The 18,936-nt window shown below is 61.8% G+C and carries 14 protein-coding genes; 2 read left to right on the forward strand and 12 right to left on the reverse strand.

The annotated features are described in order from the left end of the window. Positions 1-10 precede the first annotated feature (10 nt). From I6F31_RS36440 to I6F31_RS36615, 10 genes are all read right to left on the reverse strand, one after another. Positions 11-148 (reverse strand): DUF6499 domain-containing protein, encoded by a 138-nt coding sequence (locus I6F31_RS36440; protein WP_225185130.1) that lies wholly within the window; start codon positions 146-148, stop codon positions 11-13. A gap of 188 nt (positions 149-336) precedes the next feature. After that, on the reverse strand, positions 337-657 hold the full coding sequence (locus I6F31_RS04125; protein WP_225184738.1) for a DUF736 domain-containing protein: 321 nt from the start codon (positions 655-657) through the stop codon (positions 337-339). Positions 658-1,233: 576 nt separating this feature from the next. Continuing rightward, the gene (locus I6F31_RS04130) at positions 1,234-1,683 is read right to left on the reverse strand and encodes a hypothetical protein (RefSeq protein WP_225184739.1); all 450 of its coding nucleotides are present in this window, start codon (positions 1,681-1,683) and stop codon (positions 1,234-1,236) included. A 137-nt stretch (positions 1,684-1,820) separates the two neighbouring features. Then, positions 1,821-2,744, reverse strand: a complete 924-nt coding sequence (locus I6F31_RS04135; RefSeq protein WP_225184740.1) for a DUF2493 domain-containing protein — start codon at positions 2,742-2,744, stop codon at positions 1,821-1,823. A gap of 321 nt (positions 2,745-3,065) precedes the next feature. Beyond that, entirely contained in the window at positions 3,066-4,127 is a 1,062-nt protein-coding gene (locus I6F31_RS04140; protein ID WP_225184741.1) for a toprim domain-containing protein, read from the reverse strand. Continuing rightward, positions 4,127-8,443 carry a strawberry notch-like NTP hydrolase domain-containing protein gene (locus I6F31_RS04145; RefSeq protein WP_225184742.1) on the reverse strand — a complete coding sequence of 1,439 codons (4,317 nt, stop codon included), beginning with the start codon at positions 8,441-8,443 and terminating at the stop codon, positions 4,127-4,129. Before I6F31_RS04145 ends, I6F31_RS04140 begins: the two co-directional genes overlap by 1 nt. Positions 8,444-8,625: 182 nt before the next feature. Then, the gene (locus I6F31_RS04150) at positions 8,626-10,743 is read right to left on the reverse strand and encodes a ParB/RepB/Spo0J family partition protein (RefSeq protein ID WP_225184743.1); all 2,118 of its coding nucleotides are present in this window, start codon (positions 10,741-10,743) and stop codon (positions 8,626-8,628) included. A 106-nt stretch (positions 10,744-10,849) separates the two neighbouring features. Continuing rightward, the gene (locus tag I6F31_RS04155) at positions 10,850-11,806 is read right to left on the reverse strand and encodes a zincin-like metallopeptidase domain-containing protein (RefSeq protein ID WP_225184744.1); all 957 of its coding nucleotides are present in this window, start codon (positions 11,804-11,806) and stop codon (positions 10,850-10,852) included. A 542-nt stretch (positions 11,807-12,348) separates the two neighbouring features. Then, the gene (locus I6F31_RS04160; RefSeq protein WP_225184745.1) at positions 12,349-12,531 is read right to left on the reverse strand and encodes a hypothetical protein; all 183 of its coding nucleotides are present in this window, start codon (positions 12,529-12,531) and stop codon (positions 12,349-12,351) included. A gap of 288 nt (positions 12,532-12,819) precedes the next feature. Then, positions 12,820-13,077, reverse strand: a complete 258-nt coding sequence (locus I6F31_RS36615) for a thermonuclease family protein (protein ID WP_346656456.1) — start codon at positions 13,075-13,077, stop codon at positions 12,820-12,822. 322 nt (positions 13,078-13,399) lie between these two features. On the opposite strand from I6F31_RS36615, the gene I6F31_RS04170 reads away from it, so the two are divergent. Continuing rightward, complete coding sequence (locus I6F31_RS04170; protein WP_225184746.1) at positions 13,400-13,597, forward strand: hypothetical protein; 198 nt, start codon at positions 13,400-13,402, stop codon at positions 13,595-13,597. Positions 13,598-13,694: 97 nt separating this feature from the next. Continuing rightward, positions 13,695-14,324 (forward strand): FMN-binding negative transcriptional regulator, encoded by a 630-nt coding sequence (locus I6F31_RS04175; RefSeq protein WP_225184747.1) that lies wholly within the window; start codon positions 13,695-13,697, stop codon positions 14,322-14,324. A 109-nt stretch (positions 14,325-14,433) separates the two neighbouring features. Here I6F31_RS04175 and I6F31_RS04180 read toward each other — a convergent pair whose 3' ends face one another. Together I6F31_RS04180 and I6F31_RS04185 are read right to left on the reverse strand one after the other, a co-directional pair. Next, positions 14,434-14,958 carry an autoinducer binding domain-containing protein gene (locus I6F31_RS04180; protein ID WP_346656457.1) on the reverse strand — a complete coding sequence of 175 codons (525 nt, stop codon included), beginning with the start codon at positions 14,956-14,958 and terminating at the stop codon, positions 14,434-14,436. Between the two features lie 757 nt (positions 14,959-15,715). Further along, on the reverse strand, positions 15,716-18,721 hold the full coding sequence (locus tag I6F31_RS04185; RefSeq protein ID WP_225184748.1) for a DNA/RNA non-specific endonuclease: 3,006 nt from the start codon (positions 18,719-18,721) through the stop codon (positions 15,716-15,718). Positions 18,722-18,936: the final 215 nt, after the last annotated feature.

Consider the following 18,936-nt stretch of genomic DNA (forward strand, 5'->3'; position numbering starts at 1 on the left):
CCTCTGCGGGTCATTGACGAAAGCAGAGGCCCCGCCTCCTCCTGAATTCTGGTGTCACTTCGCCGTCCGGGCTATCGGCAATCATCACCTCGTACTCGCGCCGGTAATCCGCATTGCGGCGAAGACATTCCCAAGCGATGTCGGTGATTTCGGCGTCTTATAGTCGGCGCCATCGAGCGGCGACCTATCAGCAAGCGTCACCGTGCTCGGCCAAATTTCCGAAGCATTGGGGGTCGAACCCGGAAACCTGCTCGAAAAGGCAAATCGTAATCCGCACCGCAGCCCAGCCGCGAAGAGCCCCGCCCGGCAAACCGGACGGGGCTTGATTGAGCGAGCTTACTCGCCGCTCTTGCGCGGCCGCGACCAGAGGAGCGTGTAGCCTTCGCCGCCTTCGTCGTCAAAGAGGTTGGCGTAAATCGGAGCGTTGAAGGAGGGATCGTCGAGCTTGAGCGAGAGGTAGTCGCGACCCTCTTCGGAGCGCTTCGACCAGGCCGCGCCGATCTCCGCGCGACCCACGTAGATGCGGTGGCTGGGAGCGTTGTCGTTGGAGCGGTTGGTCTCGACGACGATGCGGACGCCCTTGGCTTGCAGGCTCAGGGTGACGATCTCGCCCTGGAAATCGTTGCCGACCTTCTTGAAAGAACCGATGTTAGCCATGTCACTTCTCCTGTTGTGTTTCGAGCCCGCGACCACCGCGGCCTCGATGGCGATCTGTAGGCCGAAGACGATCGGCGACGCACCCGCTTCAAGGGCCGGAGCGGAGCGGAGGACGCCGTTGTGGCGACTTTCTTGTCTCGCGAGGAATGGGCGAAGCCCAGGGGAAGAAAGTCGCATCAACGGCGTTGCGGCTCAGACGATCGAGGCGAAGCCGGTCTTCGGCCAGATCAAGCCATCAAGGAGGCCACGTGCGTCCGCGTGCTGAATCGCAATCTCGGGAGAAGACATGGCTCATCTCGGTTTTGCTGAACAAGAGGTCGGAATGCTCAGCGCAGAAAGAGAAACAATCTGCTGCAAAGGGCGGTATCGTCCCCAAGAACGGATCGAGGCAATACCGCTCCGCCGCGGCTGCGTGGGCCAGACCGAAATGCCGGCGGCTTAATCGAGGAGCTCCGAGGAGGACTGCCTCGCCCGCGTCAGGTCTCGATCACCCCCGTTCACCGCGCCGATTTACGCCAACCTCTTACGACGAGGGCAGTAAACGCTCATCCTCCGCCTTGCGGCCGTAAAGAGCGGTTAGGACGGACTCTCCACCGCCCCACCCGGCTCGAACGGGCGGGTCTCCGCCGGAACAATCAAGCGCGTCCATGACGTGACGCCAATGCAAACCGCGCCCAGGCAAGCGAAGACCTCACGCCAAGCCAACGAAGACACCCCGATCTCGGACACGGCGAACACCACATGGTAGCCGGCAACGGCCGCGGGAATAGCAAATGCTGTTGCGATCGCGATGCGCAAAGCCAAAGACCGCGTAATTGCGACGGCGACTTGGCCGAGGACGAGCGTCAGCGCACCGCCGGCCGTCGCGATAAGCAGCGCAGCAATGAGGTCGGCGCCGCTCTGAAGTGCCGTCATGGCGATGCTCAGTGCGACAAAAAATGGCAAGGCATACACAGCGAGCGCAAAGATCGCCCAGCAGAATAAGCCGATGCCGAGTGTGTTGAGAACAAGCCCAAGGGCGAGCATGGTGGTGGCTCCATGTGCACATCTACCGGTCGCGCCTTCCACCACCACCACGGCGCAACCCGGACATAGGGGCGAAACGAGGCGGAGTTGCGGCGCATGCAACTCCGCCTTAAAGCCTGGAGGCGAGAAGGTAGCGCTCACGCGCCGCCGAACCTCCAGACGGGGATGCCGAGGCGCTTCGCTTTGTCCGCCAGGTTGTCCTGGATTCCCGTGCCTGGGAAGTGCATGACGCCGATCGGAAGGAGTTCGAGCATGGCGTCGTTGCGCTTGAATGGGGCTGCCTTGGCGTGCTTTGTCCAGTCAGGCCTGAAGGCGATCTGAGGCACCTTGCGATTGGTCGCCCACTTCGAGGCGATAAGCTCCGCACCTTTTGGCGAGCCGCCATGGAGCAGGACCATGTCGGGATGCTTGGCGTAGACCTTGTCGAGGCGGTCCCAGATGAGGTGATGGTCATTGAAGTCGAGCCCGCCGGTGAGTGCGATCATCGGTCCTGCCGGCAACAAGACCTCGGTTTGAGCGCGACGCTTGGCTGCGATGAAGTCGCGGGAGTCGATCATTGCTGCGGTCAGCGTACGGTGGTTCACGAGCGATCCCGATCGAGGGCGCCAGGACGATCCGGTGTGCGCTTCAAAGCGTTCGATGGCCTGGTCGCGGAAGAGCTCCAGGCAGTTCCGGCGCTCGATCAAAGTGATGCCTTCGGCGGTCAAGCGCTCGAGTTCGGCCGATCGAACCTCAGAGCCATTTTGCTCGCGTTGGCTCTTTTGCTGCGCCTGTTCGTTGTCGTCGAGTTGGCGTCCGATACGGTCGACGGCGCGGTGGAACAGGTTGACGGTCGACCAGAGCAGATCGTCGAGGTCCGGCTCGAGCCGCGTGTCGCTCAACGTCGCGACCAGGGCGTCGAACACATCGGCGACGGCACCAGCGATCATCTTGCCCTCGGGAAGCGGCCGTGGGTCAGGCTGGTCGTCGAAGGGGCGGAAGCCGAAGAGCTGTAGTTCGGTGAGGACGTGGTCCGTTGGAGAAGAGGCGTGCGGCGGTTCGATGTCGTCGTGGTCGGTCATTGGAAAGGATCCTTTGCCGGATCGGCCGCGCCCATCGCGGCCTTCGTGGCGATCACTCAGACGGCGGGCGGAACGGGCTAGAACCCGCAAGGGCCGAAGCGGCAGCGGAGGATGGCGGAGGCCGGCTATTTTGCTTCGCGATGCAAAGCGCGCCACTTTGACGGCTGATGTCTTATCGCCGGCGCGCGGCGGAAAATAGCCGGCCGTAGCCATTGCCGGCCCGGTCCGGTTGCCGTCCGATCGCCCTCTAGAAGGCCGAGGTCGCGTCCTCTTCCGGCAGTGGCCTCGTTATGACCGACCAACCTCGATCGAAGCACCGGCCTATTCTGCGGCTTCTGTCGACGCATGCAGGAAGCGGACGACGTCCTCTGGTACGAGTTGAAGCCGCAACGCTGCTCGGAGGCTCTCAAGACCGAAGATGTGCAGGTCTTCGTTGAAATCGCCCAGTCGGGGGGACAACGCGATTACTTCAACGCCGACGGCCTTTGCACGCTGGGTGAGAATAGCCTGCACGGCGTCTCCGGCGGCATCTGCGTCGCAGGCGACATAGAGCCGACGCAGGCCAGACGGCAGCAACATGGCTGAGAGGTGATTGGCCGAGAGCGCCGCAGCCATAGGCATGGTCGGCAGCACGTAACGCAATGAAAGCATGGTCTCGATTCCCTCGCCGGCGGCGAGCACGTCGTCCACCACGCCGAAGCGAACGGCGTTGCCGAGAAGGTCGCCCATCGCTCGCCTGGGCGTGGCGATCGGAGCCTTGCCAAGACGAATGCGATCAAAGCCGTCTGGATCGAGCCAGGTTCGGTGCGCTCCGGTGATCCGCCCCTCAAGGTCCGTGACGCGGGCAATCATCGCCGGCCAGGTTTCGGTCGGCGCATGCTCGTCCGGCCGGTAGTAGCAACGAGGGTGGAAGCGCAGGCTGCTACCATGATGGACGTGAGCTATTCCGCGACACTGCAAATACGTTTCGACCATGGTGCCCTCGATCGGGCTGGATATCGCAAAGAGCCGTCGGGCGGCTTCCTGCGATCCAGTTGGCGCCACCGAACGAACGGGTTTGGAGGCCAGTTGCGGCTCAGGACGAGGCAGCTTCAAAAACCGCCTCGCTTCCTCGGTGACCTCGCTGAAGTCGCGCAACCCCCGGCACTCGCGAATAATATCGAGGAGGTCGCCATGCTCGCCGGTGGCAGCGTCAGTCCACTTGCCGGCGGGTCCCTTAGGTGATTCCTGGAGCCGCACGAACATCGAGCGGCCCGGCGTGTTGCGGACGTCGCCGACCACCCAGTACCGCCCCGCCCGTTTGCCATTGGAGAGATAGTATCGGCACACGGCCTCGGCCTCGCGCGCGAGGCGGCGTGCCAGTTCGCAAGGCGCGGCGGACATCACGCGGCCTCCCGCTCGCTGACACGCGCGACCGGGTAGGTGTTGAGCACCTTTGTCAGGATCCCGACGCCGCTTTCGTCCGTGGGCAAGAACATTCGCAGCTTCCAGCATATGATCTCTCCAAAGAGGCCGTAAGCGAGGAGGCGATCGCGCATCGTGTCGTTGAATCCCGATAGCTCGATGCGGCATGCGCCCACCACCCGGACGCGGCGAAACTGAAGCCCCTCCGCGAGGTCGAAGATGGTCCGCCCCTCCATCAGCGCGGCCAAGGCAGCGTCCGGGGTCAGCGTGGGCGCATCCGCCGAGACGACGTTTGCGACCCACGCGGCAGAAACTTTGCGGCCGATGATGCGTTCGCCCGCATCGGTCTGGAGCCGATAGACGCGGGTCGATTCGTTCGGCAATCGTTTCCAGATGGGCAGCAGCAAGCCGGCCACGACGTGGATCGTGCTTTCCGTGAACTCAGGCACCTCGGCAAGCTCCGCGAGCCAGGCCGTGGCAAAACGTTCGCGATCCGCTTCGACCCAACGGCTCTCCAGCATCACGTTCAAGGGGACGTGGTGCTGCTCCATAGGCCTGATCAGGCGGACGCGGCGCTCGATCTCGCCGTCCTCGAGCATGATGCTCGGGGCCGGAACCTGCACGGCGGCCCGTCCCGAGCGCTCGTTGATCAGCAGGACACCATGATTGGAAAGACGAGCAAGAGCGTCATCCAAACCAACAGGATGGTTACGCTGGCGCTGGACGATGGTAAGCAGCCGAGTTTCGCCGCCTGTACGGGGATGGACATAGATTGTCCTCCGTCCGCTGACGACAAAGCTTTCGGCGCGGAGCGTTTCCAGCCCGAGGTCATAGGTGCCCGACACAACAGCGCCCTCAATCCGGGCGGTCAAGAGCTGCTCGAACGCGGTAAACAGGACATTCTGCAGGTGGATGGTGAGTGCCAACAACCTGTTCAGGAAGGTCGTGATCGGCGGCAGGTCATCCCTAAGCCCATTGACATCCGTGAGTTTCAGGCCGGTCGCATCCTCGAACCTCGCGAGCGAGCATCCGTCGACCTTGCCTCGCACCAGCAGCGTGTAGAGTTGACGCAACGCGTCACGGCCATACTGGCTTTCGAGATTGTCCTCGGACCGGAACAGCCCCTGCCCTCCGGTCTGGCGCTGGCCGCGCGTGATGGCCCCCAATGTGTCGAGCCGGCGCGCGATGGTGCTGAGGAAGCGTTTTTCAGCCTTCACGTCGGTCGCGATTGGCCTGAATAGCGGTGGTTGAGCCTGGTTGGTCCGGTTTGTCCGGCCGAGTCCCTGGATGGCGGCATCCGCCTTCCATCCGGGCTCGAGCAGATAATGGACCCGCAAGCGGCGATTCCTGGCCGACAGCTCGGCATGGTAGCTCCTTCCCGTACCGCCCGCGTCGGAGAACACGAGGATGCGCTTGACGTCGTCCATGAAGGCCGAGGTCTCAGCGAGATTGGCCGAACCGGCGCGGTTTTCGACCGTCAGCCGATCGCCCTTGCGAATGATACGGCGCGAACGGCCGGTCACTTCGGCGACCATGTCGGTGCCGAAGCGCTGCACGATTTGATCCAGCGCTCCGGGGACCGGTGGAAGGGAGGCAAGTTTCTCAATGAGGTGTCCGCGTCGTTCTACGGCTTCCCGGCTCTCAACCGGCCGGCCATCGCGATAGACAGGCCGGGAGCAGAGGTTACCTTCCGAGTCTGTAAAGGGTTCGTAGAGCTGGACCGGGAAGGAATGGGCGAGATAGTCGAGCACGTACTCGCGCGGGGTGATGTCGACCTGGACGTCGCCCCAATCTTCGGTCGGGATCTCGGCGAGCCGGCGCTCCATCAATGCTTCGCCCGTTGAAACAATCTGGATGACAGCGGCATGGCCGGCGTCGAGATCGCGGTCGATCGATCGGATGAGCGACGGCGTCTTCATCGAGGTCAGCAGATGGCCGAAGAAGCGCTGTTTGGCGCTCTCGAAGGCGGATCGAGCCGCGGATTTTGCCTGCCCGTTCAACGTTCCGGTTTCGCCAGTGATGTTGGCGGCCCGCATCGCCGCGTCCAGGTTGTTATGGATGATGCTGAACGCATCGGCATAGGAGTCGTAGATGCGTACCTGTTCTGGCGTAAGCTGATGTTGAACGAGCTCGTACTCGACGCCCTCATAGGACAATGAGCGGGCGGCGTAGAGACCGAGCGCCTTAAGGTCGCGCGCCAGCACCTCCATCGCCGCGACTCCCCCTTGCTCGATTGCCTCGACGAATTCGGCGCGCGTGGCGAATGGGAAGTGGGCGCCGCCCCAAAGGCCTAGGCGTTGGGCATAAGCGAGGTTGTGGACCGTGGTAGCGCCCGTCGCCGACACATAAACTTCGCGAGCGTTGGGCAAGGCGTGCTGGAGCCTCAGGCCTGCGCGTCCCTGCTGAGAGGCCGCCTGGTCGCCACGCTCGCCTTTGCCCCCGACCGCATTCTGCATGGCATGGCTCTCGTCGAAGACGATCACTCCGTCGAAGTCGGAGCCCAACCATTCAACGATCTGCCCGACACGCGAAAGCTTCTCGGCACGCTCGTCGGTGCGCAGCGTAGCGTAGGTGGTAAAAAGGATGCCTTCCGAAAGCCGGATCGTGGTACCGTGGCGAAACCGGGACAGCGGCGTAACGAGAAGTCGCTCCATGCCGATCGCGGACCAGTCGCGCTGGGCATCTTCGATCAACTTGTCGGATTTGCTGATCCAGACCGCGCGACGGCGGCCCTTGAGCCAATTGTCGAGCAGGATCCCACCGACCTGCCGCCCCTTGCCGGCGCCGGTACCATCGCCGAGAAACCAGCCGCAACGAAAGCGGACGGCATTCTCGGCCTCGTCGCGTGCGGCGGTCACAACATCAAACGTCGCATCGACCGTCCAGGAGCCCGCGAGAAATTCGGAATGCGCTTCGCCAGCATAAATGACACTCTCGATCTGTGCGCCCGACAGAACTCCGTCTGCCACCAGATTTGAAAGCAGATGCGGACGGTAGGACGGCTTCGGTGGCGCAACGGACGCCATCGCCGCGGATTGCACGAGCTCGGTCGGATGCGCGCACGATCCGGGAACAAGGATCGACTGCAATCCGTACTCCTCATACAGCGCATCGGTGAGGCGGGCGCCTTCCGGCGGAGACCATTCGACGGTTTTGTACGTAAGTTCCACACCTTCCGGCGCGTCCCCCAAAGTAGAAGAGAGGCTTGGTGCAATGGCGCCGGCCGATCCGGGCATTGCAGGGCGCCTAACGGTGTCGGCCACGACTGGCGCGGCGACGGGCAGCCTCGGGGGCACATGCTGGGTGACCCACTCGAGCAAGGTGGCGACATCGCCGGCCACGCCTTGCGAGGCGGGAAATACCTTCGGATCGGCGGCGGGCAACTTGTCGATTACGAGCAGCCTCGTGTCCGTGTGAGTGCCGTGCTTGGCGTAGACGGCGCCGCCGATCTCGGCAGAGAACACGAGCCGTCCGCGCTCCTGCAGGCGAACGAAGGCCTCTAGCCACGGCGGGTTATCGGGCGCAAGGCCTGCGCCAGCGATGGCGACGAGGCGCCCACCATCGCAAAGACGCGCCAGGGCCGAAGCGATGTGCCGGAAAGCGGCGTCCGCCATTCGTCTATCCACATTCGCCAGCGCGGAGAACGGCGGGTTCATCAGAACCACGCTCGGCACAACGCTCGCGTCGAGGTGATCATCGATCTGCGCGGCGTCGAAGCGCGTGACATCAACGTTGGCGAACAGATGATCCAGCAGCGCCGCGCGGCGTTCGGCCAACTCGTTCAACATCAGAGAGGCGCCGGCGAGCTCGGCAAGGATGGCGAGCAGGCCGGTCCCCGCGGAGGGCTCCAAAACGCGGTCCGCAGGCGTAATCCCGGCTGCGGTGCATGCGGCCAGCCCAAGCTGGATCGGCGTCGAGAATTGCTGAAGCGCCTGACTGTCCTCGGAACGCCGCGTATGAGTCGGCAGACAGCTCGCGATTCTGGCGAGCATTGGCAGCATCGCAGCCGTCGAGCCCGCTCTGGCTCGCATGGCCGGGCCGAACTTACGAAGGAAGAGAACGGTTGCCGCCTCGCAGACGTCATAGGCGGTCTTCCAGTTCCAGGCGCCGGCCGCGTCCGAGGCGCCGAAGGCCGCCTCCATGGCGCTACGCAGGACGGCGGCATTGATGCGACGGCCGCGTTCCAGATCAGTCGAGATCTGTCGGGCGGCCTTGAGGGCGGCAGAGGTCAGAGTGGCAGCGGCACGCATCGAGAGCGGCGCGGCGGCAGTGCCGCCCGCGAGAGATTCGGTCATGGCAGGATGTCTCGGGAGAGCAGGAACAGGTCGAACCGCGCGGCGCTCTCCCTAAGACCACGGCGATTCAAACCCTTCCCGGCCCAGCTCTCACTCTCAGCGCTCGCCCATAAAAATGGGGACCAGCGTTACACACCGGTCCCCAAGCAACTGTGGGATGGCCCAAGCCATCCCACTCTGTGTTACTCAGCCGCGTCGAGCTGTTCCGGATCGTCGTCGACGGCGTTCTCCCGATCCTCATCGTCGGCGAGGAATTCGGGCAGTGGGCCCAATTCACCCTCCTGCTCAACTGGCGCCGCATCGGGATCGACGAGACGCAGCGGCTCCGGCAACCAGCCTGAACCATCGAGAAGACGCTCGGCCTCCTTGGCCATGCCCGCCTTCTTCAGGTGGTCAATCAGTTGCGCGGAAGATGCGCCCCTTGCTTCCCGCACGGCCTCCAGAATGCGAGGCTTGGTGACCCGGCCGAGATAGTTATCGACGGTCGGTCGCCAGCCGGCCTGCACCATATCGAGCCCGACCGCGCGCGCCAGCACATTGGCTTGGTCGAGACGCGTGCGGACATTATGCGCGGAGACGCGGCCCTGATTATAGCGGCTAGCTGGCTCATAGACGGCGTTGACCGCAAATGACGCACAGTGAGCGAACAGGGACGCCTGAGCGGCGCCGTCCAGGGCTGTGAGCGCATCCCAGAGATCGTTCTCGCCCTTCGGTAACCGCGCCTTCCAGGACTCATGCCGCGCCTCGACGGCCTTTGCGGACGCACTCTCCCGCAAGCCGGGGGCTTGAGCGGGAAAGGTCGGCGTGCGAAGTCCGATCTCCAGAGAGCTTCCGGACGAGGCGAGCCGATAAAAGGCCGCCAGCACGAAGTTGTGCAGCACCGCCTGGAACGCGATCGCGGGATTTTGTGCTAGCGCATCCCGCAATGCCAAGGTGCGATGCGCCGTCAGCTCGGTGATCAGCCGATCCGGCAGAGCTTTGGTCGCGTCCTCATCCTCCTCTTCGGCGTCAGCAGCGCTAGCTGCGATCGCGATGACCGTCCGCTGGACGGAAGCACGGCTCTCCCGGCCCGCAATCGACGGTGTATCAGCGCCCTGCCCGTCATCAGGATCGACCGCAGAGACGTCGTCCTCGGACCGGACGTAACCCCGGTCCACCGACAGGCGCCCTTCAGAATCGAGGCTGACGAAGACGCCGGCGCGGACGATCTCGGCCGGCTCATAGATCATCGATCGATCTTCGAACGCGACCAGTGCCGCTTCGATCTCACCGAGCCGCTGGTCGACCTCGTCGGGCAGCTCGTCGGCATCCTGATAGTCAGATTCAAGCCTGGCTTGCTCCGCGTTGAGTGCGTCGATGGTAGCCCGCTCCTCTGGGGAGAGCTCGACAGGCTTGCCCTCGAGCTCGCGCAGGCCGTTGGTATGCCCGTACGAGAAATCGACCGCCACCGAAATCCACTTCCAGCCTTCGGTGGCGATCTTTTCCGCTTCCAGTTTCAGCTTGTCGGTGACAAGACGGTCCAACAACGCAACGTCCTGCAAATATCCGCCATCGTCATGCTCGAACAGATCGCGCAGAACGCCGCCGCCTGAGTGTTCGTAAGCCTCGAGGCCAACGAACCGAGCGCGGCGATCGGACGCGCGGACTGTTTGTTCTGTCAGCAAGCGCCGGATTTGGTAGGGCTCGTCGTAGCCTGAGCGGCTGACCTGCTCCCAGACTTGCTCCTGGCGAGCATGATCGGCAGTCACCGAGAACGCCATGAGTTGCTCGAGCGTCATGCCGTCCTCGGCGTAGACCTCGTGCAGCTTGTTAGAAACCGAGGCCAGTCGAAGCCGCTGCTTCACTGCCGCCGGCGTCACAAAATGCCGGGCAGCGATGTCTTCCTCGCTCATGCCACCTTGGTGGAGACACTGGAAGGCGCGAAACTGATCGAGCGGGTGCAGGCCGACCCGCTCGTCATTCTCCGCAAGCGAGTCGTCTTCCGCGATGCCCTGGTCGCGCACCACGCACGGAATCGCTTGCGTTTTCGCCATGCGGTCTTGTTTCACAAGTAGTTCGAGGGCGCGATAGCGCCTGCCGCCTGCAGGCACTTCGAACATGCCGGTCTCGGTGCCTTCGGCATCAACGACCGCCCGAACGTTGAGGCTCTGCAGGAGCGTGCGTGCCGCGATGCTTTCGGCGAGTTGCTCGACCGAGATGCCCGCCTTCACATGACGGACATTGGATTGGCTCAGCACCAGCTTATCGAACGGAATGTCGCGTGAGGGCGACAGGGTGATCTTTTGGACAGCCTTCGTCATGTCGATTCTCCACGACGGGCAGCCGCGAGCCTCTCTCTCGGCCTTCAACCCGTCGCGAAAAAGGACCCGCCTCTCACTCTCTTACCCGCGGTGGCCGAGGACAACCTCACGCTGCTTCCTGCTCCGCTGTCTCCGTCGTCATCTCGACAATCTTTTCCGGCAAGAATCCAAGGAGATAATCCGCAACCTTGCTGGCTTGCGAGGCAGCTCGCACAATCGCGCGATTGTCCTCTCGCAGCACGTCAAGCCAGGAGCCGATATAGTCGGCGTGTCGCACGGTCGGCACAATACCGAGCGAAGCGCAACTGAACGCAGACGATATCTCTGCGATGAGCTCCTCGAAGGCGTACTTCTTGGTACCGTAGCTGCCCCCCAAGTCGCGGTCGAGACGTGATGCATGGCCGCTGGCATGCGCCAACTCGTGCAAGGCCGTTCGATGCCAGTTGATCGGCTCGAAATAGGCTTGCGGTGGCGGCACCTGCACATAATCTTCTGCCGGTGCATAGAAGGCGCGGTTGCCACCAATGCGGAAGTCGATTCCGGTCGCCTTGATCAGGTATTCTAACTTTGGCTCGATCGGGCCTGGCGGCGGAGGCGGCGCCGTCGTTGTGATCTCCAAGGGCAAGCCGTCGCATTGATCGGTGTTGAAGACCGTGAATCGTTTGAGGAACGGGATGGCCTGCGCTTCATCGCCCGTCTCGCTGGCGCGCCGCTTTTCGTCGGCCGGCACAAAGCGGTCGGCATAGACGACGGTGGTGCCGCGCTCGCACTTGCGGACGTGGCCGCCGAGCGACAGCGCCTGGCGGAAGGTAAGCCAGCTCTGACCTGTGAATGCACGTTCGGTGGCAGCTCCCCAGAGGATTAGAACGTTGATGCCGCTGTATGGACGGCCAGTCGCGGCGCTTTTGGGCATGGCCAAAGACGCCGTCGCCGCCGCGGTACCCCAGGGCTGCACCCACGGCACGCGGCCAGCCTCAAGTTCAGCAATGATCTTGTTGGTAATTTCGTCGTAAAGGCTTTTCCGGTCTTCGCCGGTGCGCGCCCGAGGATGGTGTCTGGACATCGCGGATCTCCGCGACGGGCGCGGCGAGCCTCTCTCTCAGCCTGTAACCCGTCACGGCAAAACCCGGCCGGCACTCTTACTCTCGGCCTCTTCAGGCGGAATCGATGCCGCGTGATTTGCGAGAGCGCCGCACGCGCACAAATGATGGAATGCGAAATCTGCTTACGCGCTCCGCCTTCCGTTCCATTCTTCGTGACTTGGCCTTGAAGTGCTTTAGGGCCGCAGGCCCGACCAGGCCTGCGCCAAAGCGCATCGCCTCAACGCAAAATGGCACCCGGAGAGCGTGAGCATAGCGGCCCGAAGGGACACGCGGGTCCGAGTGCAGCGACGAGACCGGTTAAAAGGGCACCCGGGATCGGGGCAGTAATAGCGATCGCCGAGAGGCGAGCCCCTTTCCCGAGTGCTCCCGGCGAGGAGCTCCGCATGTCTTTGCGCGAGGGATCGAAGCCGGATGGCCGAGACGCAAAGCGGCTCGGTTCACGAGAGCCCGGTGCGGCGGAAGCCGCACGCGCGAAGCGGAAAAAATCCGCCAGTCCGAGGATCTAGATTTCCTCGCGCGCATGCGTCTGCGTGTCATAGATCCTGATCTGCAGCATGGGAAAACGCTTCTTTAGTTCTTCTCTACCTGCCCTGGCGCCGTCTCTGGTTGCGAATTCGCACTTGAGTCGGCCGTCCACTTCAAGTGCGTAACCAGAGGCCGGCAGTTCACGATTGGCTGCAACCATTTCATTCCCATTGTGCAGTGAGGTCTTTGAGAATGATGCGTAGCGTGAGTCGCCCAAGGCGCGCTAGAGCCACCTGCCCAAGCACGTTGATCGCCATCGCACGTTGTGGATTGACGCCTCGCAATGGACGCATCAAGGTTGGGCATTTGCATCGTCCGAACAGGCGGTCGGGTTTCTGCTGGGGCGGATGCATGCACGATAGAGCCACGGCTCGACGAAGCTGCCCTTCCAGAGGCACTCGCCCGCGCGCTCAGCCTGCCGCTGAGCTTCGTGATATCTGCTCTTCGACTATTGAGGCCAATCCAGCGCGAGACCGTTGCGCACAAGCCATTCCCCAAGATCCTTACCCGCGGCGGAACAAGTTGCCACCGTGCGGCCATACCGGTCGAGGCTGAGCGGGACGCAGTTGACGGGGCGCCGGGCAATGAAAGCGTCAGAGGTCATTCCCGGCCTTCGAACCACAGCGGTAATGCATACTGTCCTCGCCGCGACATAGCTGAGTGCTCTCCGGAGCATCCACACCCCAAAGGCGGATCCACCTTCCATGAATTTCCAACGTGTCGCGGTCAGTGACGCTGGTCTGACCGACAAAGCTTTCGGCAACAGCCGGGGTCGATAGCAGCAGGAGGATCAACACAAGGACACGGCGTTTGATCATGGCGTACGGAGCGAAGGCAGAGCTATCAGCACGGTTGCCCCTCCGTCTGGGCAGCGGCGATGGATTGGAAGGCTTCGTGGTTGTTACGAGATCGCCTCGGAAAAAATGCCTCATTTCTCCGTCGTCCGGCGGATTTCTTCCAATTGAAAGTCCCGTGGAGTTCGCGCATTTCATAATAGCGACGCCTCCTACCATCCAGAGCCCGTAACGATGGCGTACTTTACGGCTTCCTTGCAGCGCATTCCGAAGATCACCTCTTCGCCCCTGTTCGATCAACGTCAGCCGGACCGCCGGCGCGGATCGAACATCATCGGGTTCATCATGGCTTATGCCGCGCTGGAGGCTCGTCAGATTGAGAGTGGCTGCCAACTCCTGGCGCAAGCGGCGGACCAGTTTCGTTCAAGGTGACAACCGCGAAACAACTGGACCAGCGAAATCTTGACGAACTGGCCTTTCTAAACGTGCCAGGCGCGGGCTATTCTGGAGCGGAGAACGGAGAACCGCTATGTATGTGCCCCCCGCCTTCCGAGATGATGACATCGAGAACATCCGAGCGACCATTAGCTCCGCACGCCTGGCGAACCTGATCACAGCCACGGCAGAAGGGCCGCTCGCAACACCACTTCCGCTATTCCTCGACGCGATGGAAGGCCAACGGGGAGTCCTGTACGGCCACGTGGCCAAGGCTAATCCGCAATGGCGCTCGGCGCCGATAGGCGAAGCCCTGGCCATTTTCATGGGTCCGGAAGCTTACGTGACCCCCTCATGGTACGCCACCAAGCAGGAAACCGAAAAGGTAGTGCCGACGTGGAACTATATCGCCGTCCATGCTTACGGTCCGGTTGAGTTCTTCGAAGATACCCAACGCCTGCTTGATGTGGTCACCCGACTGACGAACATTCATGAGGGCTCACGGGCGGCACCTTGGTCTGTCAGCGACGCTCCGGCAGAGTTCATCGCCGCCCAGTTGCGTGGGATTGTCGGCATCCGCATTCCCGTTACCAAGTACGACGGCAAGCGCAAGATGAGCCAGAACCGTCCTCTTGCCGACCGTATCGGTGTCGTCACCGGCCTTGCCGCGAGCCAAGAACCGCGCGATCAGGAAGTCAGCATCCTGGTCCCAACGCTGGCCTGAGCCACGACGCTTCTGACCGCAAGGCGAGGCCAAGCCGTGTTCGGCTACCAGTTCTTCCTTTTCCTGGCAGCGGCGCTGCTCGTGGCCGTCACGCCGGACCGCGCATCTTCTATATCCTTGCGCGACCGCTTGCTCGCTGCAGGGGTGAAGGTTTGGTGTCGAGCGTCGGCCTAGGTCGCGGTGGGCTCGTGCACGTACTAGCTGGCGCCGCCGGCCTCTCCACCCTCGTCATGGCGAGCGCGGAGGCTTTCACTTGGGCCGGCTCCGCATTTCCTTCGATAAGACATCCTTGGCGTCGAATATCGAATGTGGTTGCTTCATCAAAGATCAAAGAAGCGACGCTGCTCGCGCCTCCCCGCACTCGCGCGCGCTGCACCTCCCGAACTAAGAGGTCAGGCTCCACCTTGGCGCGCAAAACCACAGGATCAAGCTGCTGATACCCAGGTTGGTAGTAACGGCTCGTCCAGGATTTCGGGTAGGACGAGATCAACATAGGTTTGGCCCCGTCTAGGCGCAAACAGGCAAATCGTCGAAACCCAAGCTTTTGCGTCAGCCGTTCAGCAATGCGTTCAAATGCATGCACCCGCTCGCGTGCGACGCCGTCGCGCTGGACGTATCGGAGGTGAGCGCGCACGTCACCTAGGTCACCTGACTTGATCCGCGTGATCCGTGCCTAGACCACGAGAGGGCGCGGGCCCTGGCTTCGACCGCCCAGCCAGCACTGCGCCTTGCGCGTGGACGCGGCCGATGCGGCTACCGGTAAACGATGAACCTGCCCACACACTGGCGCCGGACTTGGCCGCTTGCTGACGGATGCGTCGAAGGAAGCTTGGTCGCTCCCTGGCTCTCCGGTTACCGATCCGTCAAGCTTCACTTCGAATTCGTCGTCGATTTCTCGCATGGCTCGCATCCGATGTTTGGAGAAGACGCCGATATGTGAAGCCGACTAGCGATCGCCAGGACGCAGACGCAATTGCCCAAGCTCGCCATTGCGTTCGGTCGAACCTGGTGACGGCGAAGATCCACGAAGCGCCAAATCCTGGATGTGCAGACAACGACTTAAGCGCTCCGTACCGCCAGTGCTTTTATCTTGCCCTCCCGCCGGCCTAATTGCCTTTCTCCTGGAGCTGGGTCTTTGCTGGTGTGTGGGCCTATAGCGCTGAGATTTCGTCACCGAGTGGCCAAGATCGATGCCGCGATGGCGCACAATTTTTCTGTGCGCTCGGATTTCGAATGCCCGCGCCCGCTCGACAGTACCCATCAATGAAAGCACGAATACCGCCGCAACGACCGCTAACGGCGACACGAAATCGCATCCAAAATCGAGTTTGAACGACAGCAAGAGCACCGTAAGATCCCGCCGGTTTCTCTTGCGGTCGAGTCCTTGCTGCCTAACCCTCTTCTTCGTTCGTCGTATTGAGCTGGCCCGACCACTCGCAGAACGCCTTGCTGCCGAGGAGATAGAGGATGAGAATTAGGGCTGCGATGACGGGCGCCCCCAGCATACCCAACGCCGGAATCAACTGCACGAGGTAGGCTCCGAGAGTTAGCCCCCCGGCCCCGACCACGGTTTCTGGCGTCGGTGCTTTGCCGAGCTTTCCGATCTTCTTGAAGGCCTCGTCGATCATCTTTCGAATTTTGGGATCACCGCAAATATAGCCGCGCATAACCCGCATCAATAAAGCGAAGAAGCCGGATTCATGATGTGCCTGCAGCGCGAGCTGATAGGAATCAGTGGTCATCATACCCTGCTTCGACAGCTCTCCACGCAGCCATTCCAATCGCTTCAAGGCCTCGGGGTGAGTCTTGGCCGCCGCTTCGAAATCCTGCTGTGGCTTCAGTTCCCAGCTTCGATATGCCGAAGTGCGGCGAGATTTTTCCTTCAGCTCTGATGGGGTTGCAAAGGGCTCTTTGAGCACCACTCCCACCAGACGTCCCAGACGCCGAGCTGCTCTTTCCTTGTCCTTTTCGGCAACGATCTCCTGCAGACTTTGGTGGTATTCTACCCTCGCCAATTGATCGAGTTGGACGACCCCACCTTGAATGTCAATGGCCTCGCTGAGTGCGTCATTGCGAACGTTCGCTGTCAGTGTCGCGGCAACGGCCGTTGACGTTGGCCTGTCAGATCGGATTAGGATATCCGAGACACGTGTGATCTCAATGCCCTCTTCGTCCAGACTCTCTTCTGCGCCGCGTGGCAACATCTGGTCCCATTCGGTCACCGGACCGAAGCTGATGTCGAGATCGCGTTCGATCTGGCTGATGCGCTTCTGCCGTATCGAAAATCGGCCCGGATCGATGGCTTCCTCGGCCAAATTCTCGATCAGGTCACGCTGGCTGAGAACGAATCCGATCGCGCCGGGACGCTCGTTCCGGTCGCGCCAAATCACGATTTTAAAGAATGCCCAGGGGACGCGAGCATCGTCCAATTTCTTGTCCCGGTCCCCGAAAATGGGGCCGTTGAAGACCGACAAGCGCGTTCTTTGCTGGCCGCCCTGCTCCGAGATGAAGTTCTCCAGGTCACCCCACAGATCGAGATCTGCGCCGGTGAAATCGGTCGACCGATTGAGCAGATAGTGCTGCGGCGCGGCATTTGTGTAGTGGAACGTATCCCAATTCGCTGCCAGGGCATCCTCCTTGTCGCTGCCCCACGCGGCGTCGTCACGCCGAGTAAGATGCCCTTTGTCGTAGTCATTATCGTTGTAGTAGCTCGCCCCGAGCTGGTCTTGCGGATCGATACGTGGATCAAGCCGCCAAGACTGGCCGCCTTCGTCCCGCGAAACTGACTCTGGTGGATTGAAGTTCACGTTGCATGCAGACACATAGGCAATGCGCCGCCGCTCGTTCATGATGATACTAAAGCGGTGGTAGCGAAGCTCGGTGGTATCGCGCGGTCGTGCAGGCCTAGGCACGCGCAACGCGCGCCCAAAACGCGGCTGCGCCTTCATGGTTGGAAACGGGACGTTCACCCCGAGGAACCGCCGGTCGTAGCCTTCACGGTCGGCATACTCCTCCGGCTCGAGCCTTTCTTCCAGAATTTCACCCCGAAAGCTTGGAACTCGCACAGGTGCCGATGCAATCGGCGTTCCTGCAAGCGGTTGACGTGCTTCGCCAATGGCCAAGGAAATACGCAATGGGATCTCAAGTTCGAGCGCCGTTCGAACAGATGGTTGGATCGCCGCAACTTGCTCGCGTTCAAGCCGGTCGGGCGCGCGGCGGCCGACCGGCTCGTTGGCTTTGCGTAGCTCGATGGCTTCCTTGCGCACGTCCAAAGGCGGCGGCGTCTTGTTCAACACAGGGGCCAGCAGTGCCTTTTGCTCGCTTGAAAGCTGTAATTGGCTGAGCTCGGCGATGAGTGACGAGACGCGGACGCCCTCGTTCGCGCGCCAGGCAATCTCGGCGGAAGACTGCGTCTTCTCGTCCCAGACCTTGCCTTCCTTATCGAGCCAGTGCCCGCCCGCATCCTCGACCGGGACACCCGTATGGTGAAGGGCGACAACCTCCCACTGATCGTTGAGGACCGGCGACCCCGACGAACCCTTTTCGGTGTCAGCCTCGTAGTGAAGAAATGGGCCAAGAGAGTTGGCTTCCTGGCTGCTCGTCGAAAGGTCAAGAAGCCGGTTATCGCGAACGACAACCTCCTTCTCGCGGCCGAGAGGATGCTGGATGATATTGACGAAGTCATCCGGTGTTACCGTGATCTTTCCCTGAGCCTCGTTCAGAGCAAGCCAGCCATACTGGTCGATCCCGGCGCCCTGATTGCTCCTCGGCGCTACGGCTACGATCGCAAAGTCCAGATTTCGACTATTGAGAAACAATCGGTCCGGCTCGAAGGCGAAAAGTTGCGGTTGAGGATTTGGCGCGAAGCGATTTTGTTCATAGTCCATCTGAATGAAGCAAGTCGCGGCCTGCTCTTGCGTACGAAGCACGTGCTCATTTGTCAGAACAACACCGTTGCCAATGAGAAAGCCGGTCCCGCGCGCTCGAAGGCCTCCGCCCGTATCGATGAGAATGCGGCCGACGCGCCGGCTTGCTTGTATGCCGCGAGCCAGGAACTCGACAGACAGGAAGTTGCGCACGCCAAGGACGACTTCCTGAACGAGCTGCTCGTTGAGATCTTCAGCGGCGAGCGGCGTTGGGCGATTGATCAAGTCTTGAAGCGTCGGGTTGTCAGGGAGGCGACCATCGCTTACGCTCTTTCGTACTTGGTCAATCAATCTATTCAAGCGAAGGGCGACGCGCGGCGGCGTATCGGCGGCGAGCGCACGTCCTTCCTCGACGGCTATGGCTTTTTGCTCGCGGACTGCGGTGCGCTCCCGCCATCGTTTGGCAGCTTCTGCTGCCCGCTCCAGAAAGACGGAATTGAAGTCAGGATCATTATCCATTTCTGCGGTCATGGTGATCGTCCTAAAGGTCAGAATACGTTTGTGAATTGCGAGAGAAGGAGCTTCGCGAGGGACCCCGTGCAAACGGTACCCTCGTCTCAGCTACTCCGGATCTTCCGGAGTATGGCCTCGAGAATGGTCAGAAACGCTGTCGGGACTGCGATCCCCAAGCTGCGATCAACAAACAACATGACTCAAATGCTCTAAACGAAAGATTGTGTCATCGA

Source organism: Bradyrhizobium sp. NBAIM01 (assembly GCF_020194115.1).
Lineage (GTDB): Bacteria > Pseudomonadota > Alphaproteobacteria > Rhizobiales > Xanthobacteraceae > Bradyrhizobium > Bradyrhizobium yuanmingense.

Excerpts from the sequence above, each read along its gene's own strand:
- I6F31_RS04185 (WP_225184748.1), bottom strand. The coding sequence starts at position 18,721 with ATGACCGCAGAAATGGATAATGATCCTGACTTCAATTCCGTCTTTCTG.
- I6F31_RS04155 (WP_225184744.1), bottom strand. The coding sequence starts at position 11,806 with ATGTCCAGACACCATCCTCGGGCGCGCACCGGCGAAGACCGGAAAAGC.
- I6F31_RS04140 (WP_225184741.1), bottom strand. The coding sequence starts at position 4,127 with ATGTCCGCCGCGCCTTGCGAACTGGCACGCCGCCTCGCGCGCGAGGCC.
- I6F31_RS04160 (WP_225184745.1), bottom strand. The coding sequence starts at position 12,531 with ATGGTTGCAGCCAATCGTGAACTGCCGGCCTCTGGTTACGCACTTGAA.
- I6F31_RS04125 (WP_225184738.1), bottom strand. The coding sequence starts at position 657 with ATGGCTAACATCGGTTCTTTCAAGAAGGTCGGCAACGATTTCCAGGGC.
- I6F31_RS36615 (WP_346656456.1), bottom strand. The coding sequence starts at position 13,077 with ATGGAAGGTGGATCCGCCTTTGGGGTGTGGATGCTCCGGAGAGCACTC.
- I6F31_RS04150 (WP_225184743.1), bottom strand. The coding sequence starts at position 10,743 with ATGACGAAGGCTGTCCAAAAGATCACCCTGTCGCCCTCACGCGACATT.
- I6F31_RS04135 (WP_225184740.1), bottom strand. The coding sequence starts at position 2,744 with ATGACCGACCACGACGACATCGAACCGCCGCACGCCTCTTCTCCAACG.
- I6F31_RS04130 (WP_225184739.1), bottom strand. The coding sequence starts at position 1,683 with ATGCTCGCCCTTGGGCTTGTTCTCAACACACTCGGCATCGGCTTATTC.
- I6F31_RS04175 (WP_225184747.1), top strand. The coding sequence starts at position 13,695 with ATGTATGTGCCCCCCGCCTTCCGAGATGATGACATCGAGAACATCCGA.
- I6F31_RS04170 (WP_225184746.1), top strand. The coding sequence starts at position 13,400 with ATGGCGTACTTTACGGCTTCCTTGCAGCGCATTCCGAAGATCACCTCT.
- I6F31_RS04145 (WP_225184742.1), bottom strand. The coding sequence starts at position 8,443 with ATGACCGAATCTCTCGCGGGCGGCACTGCCGCCGCGCCGCTCTCGATG.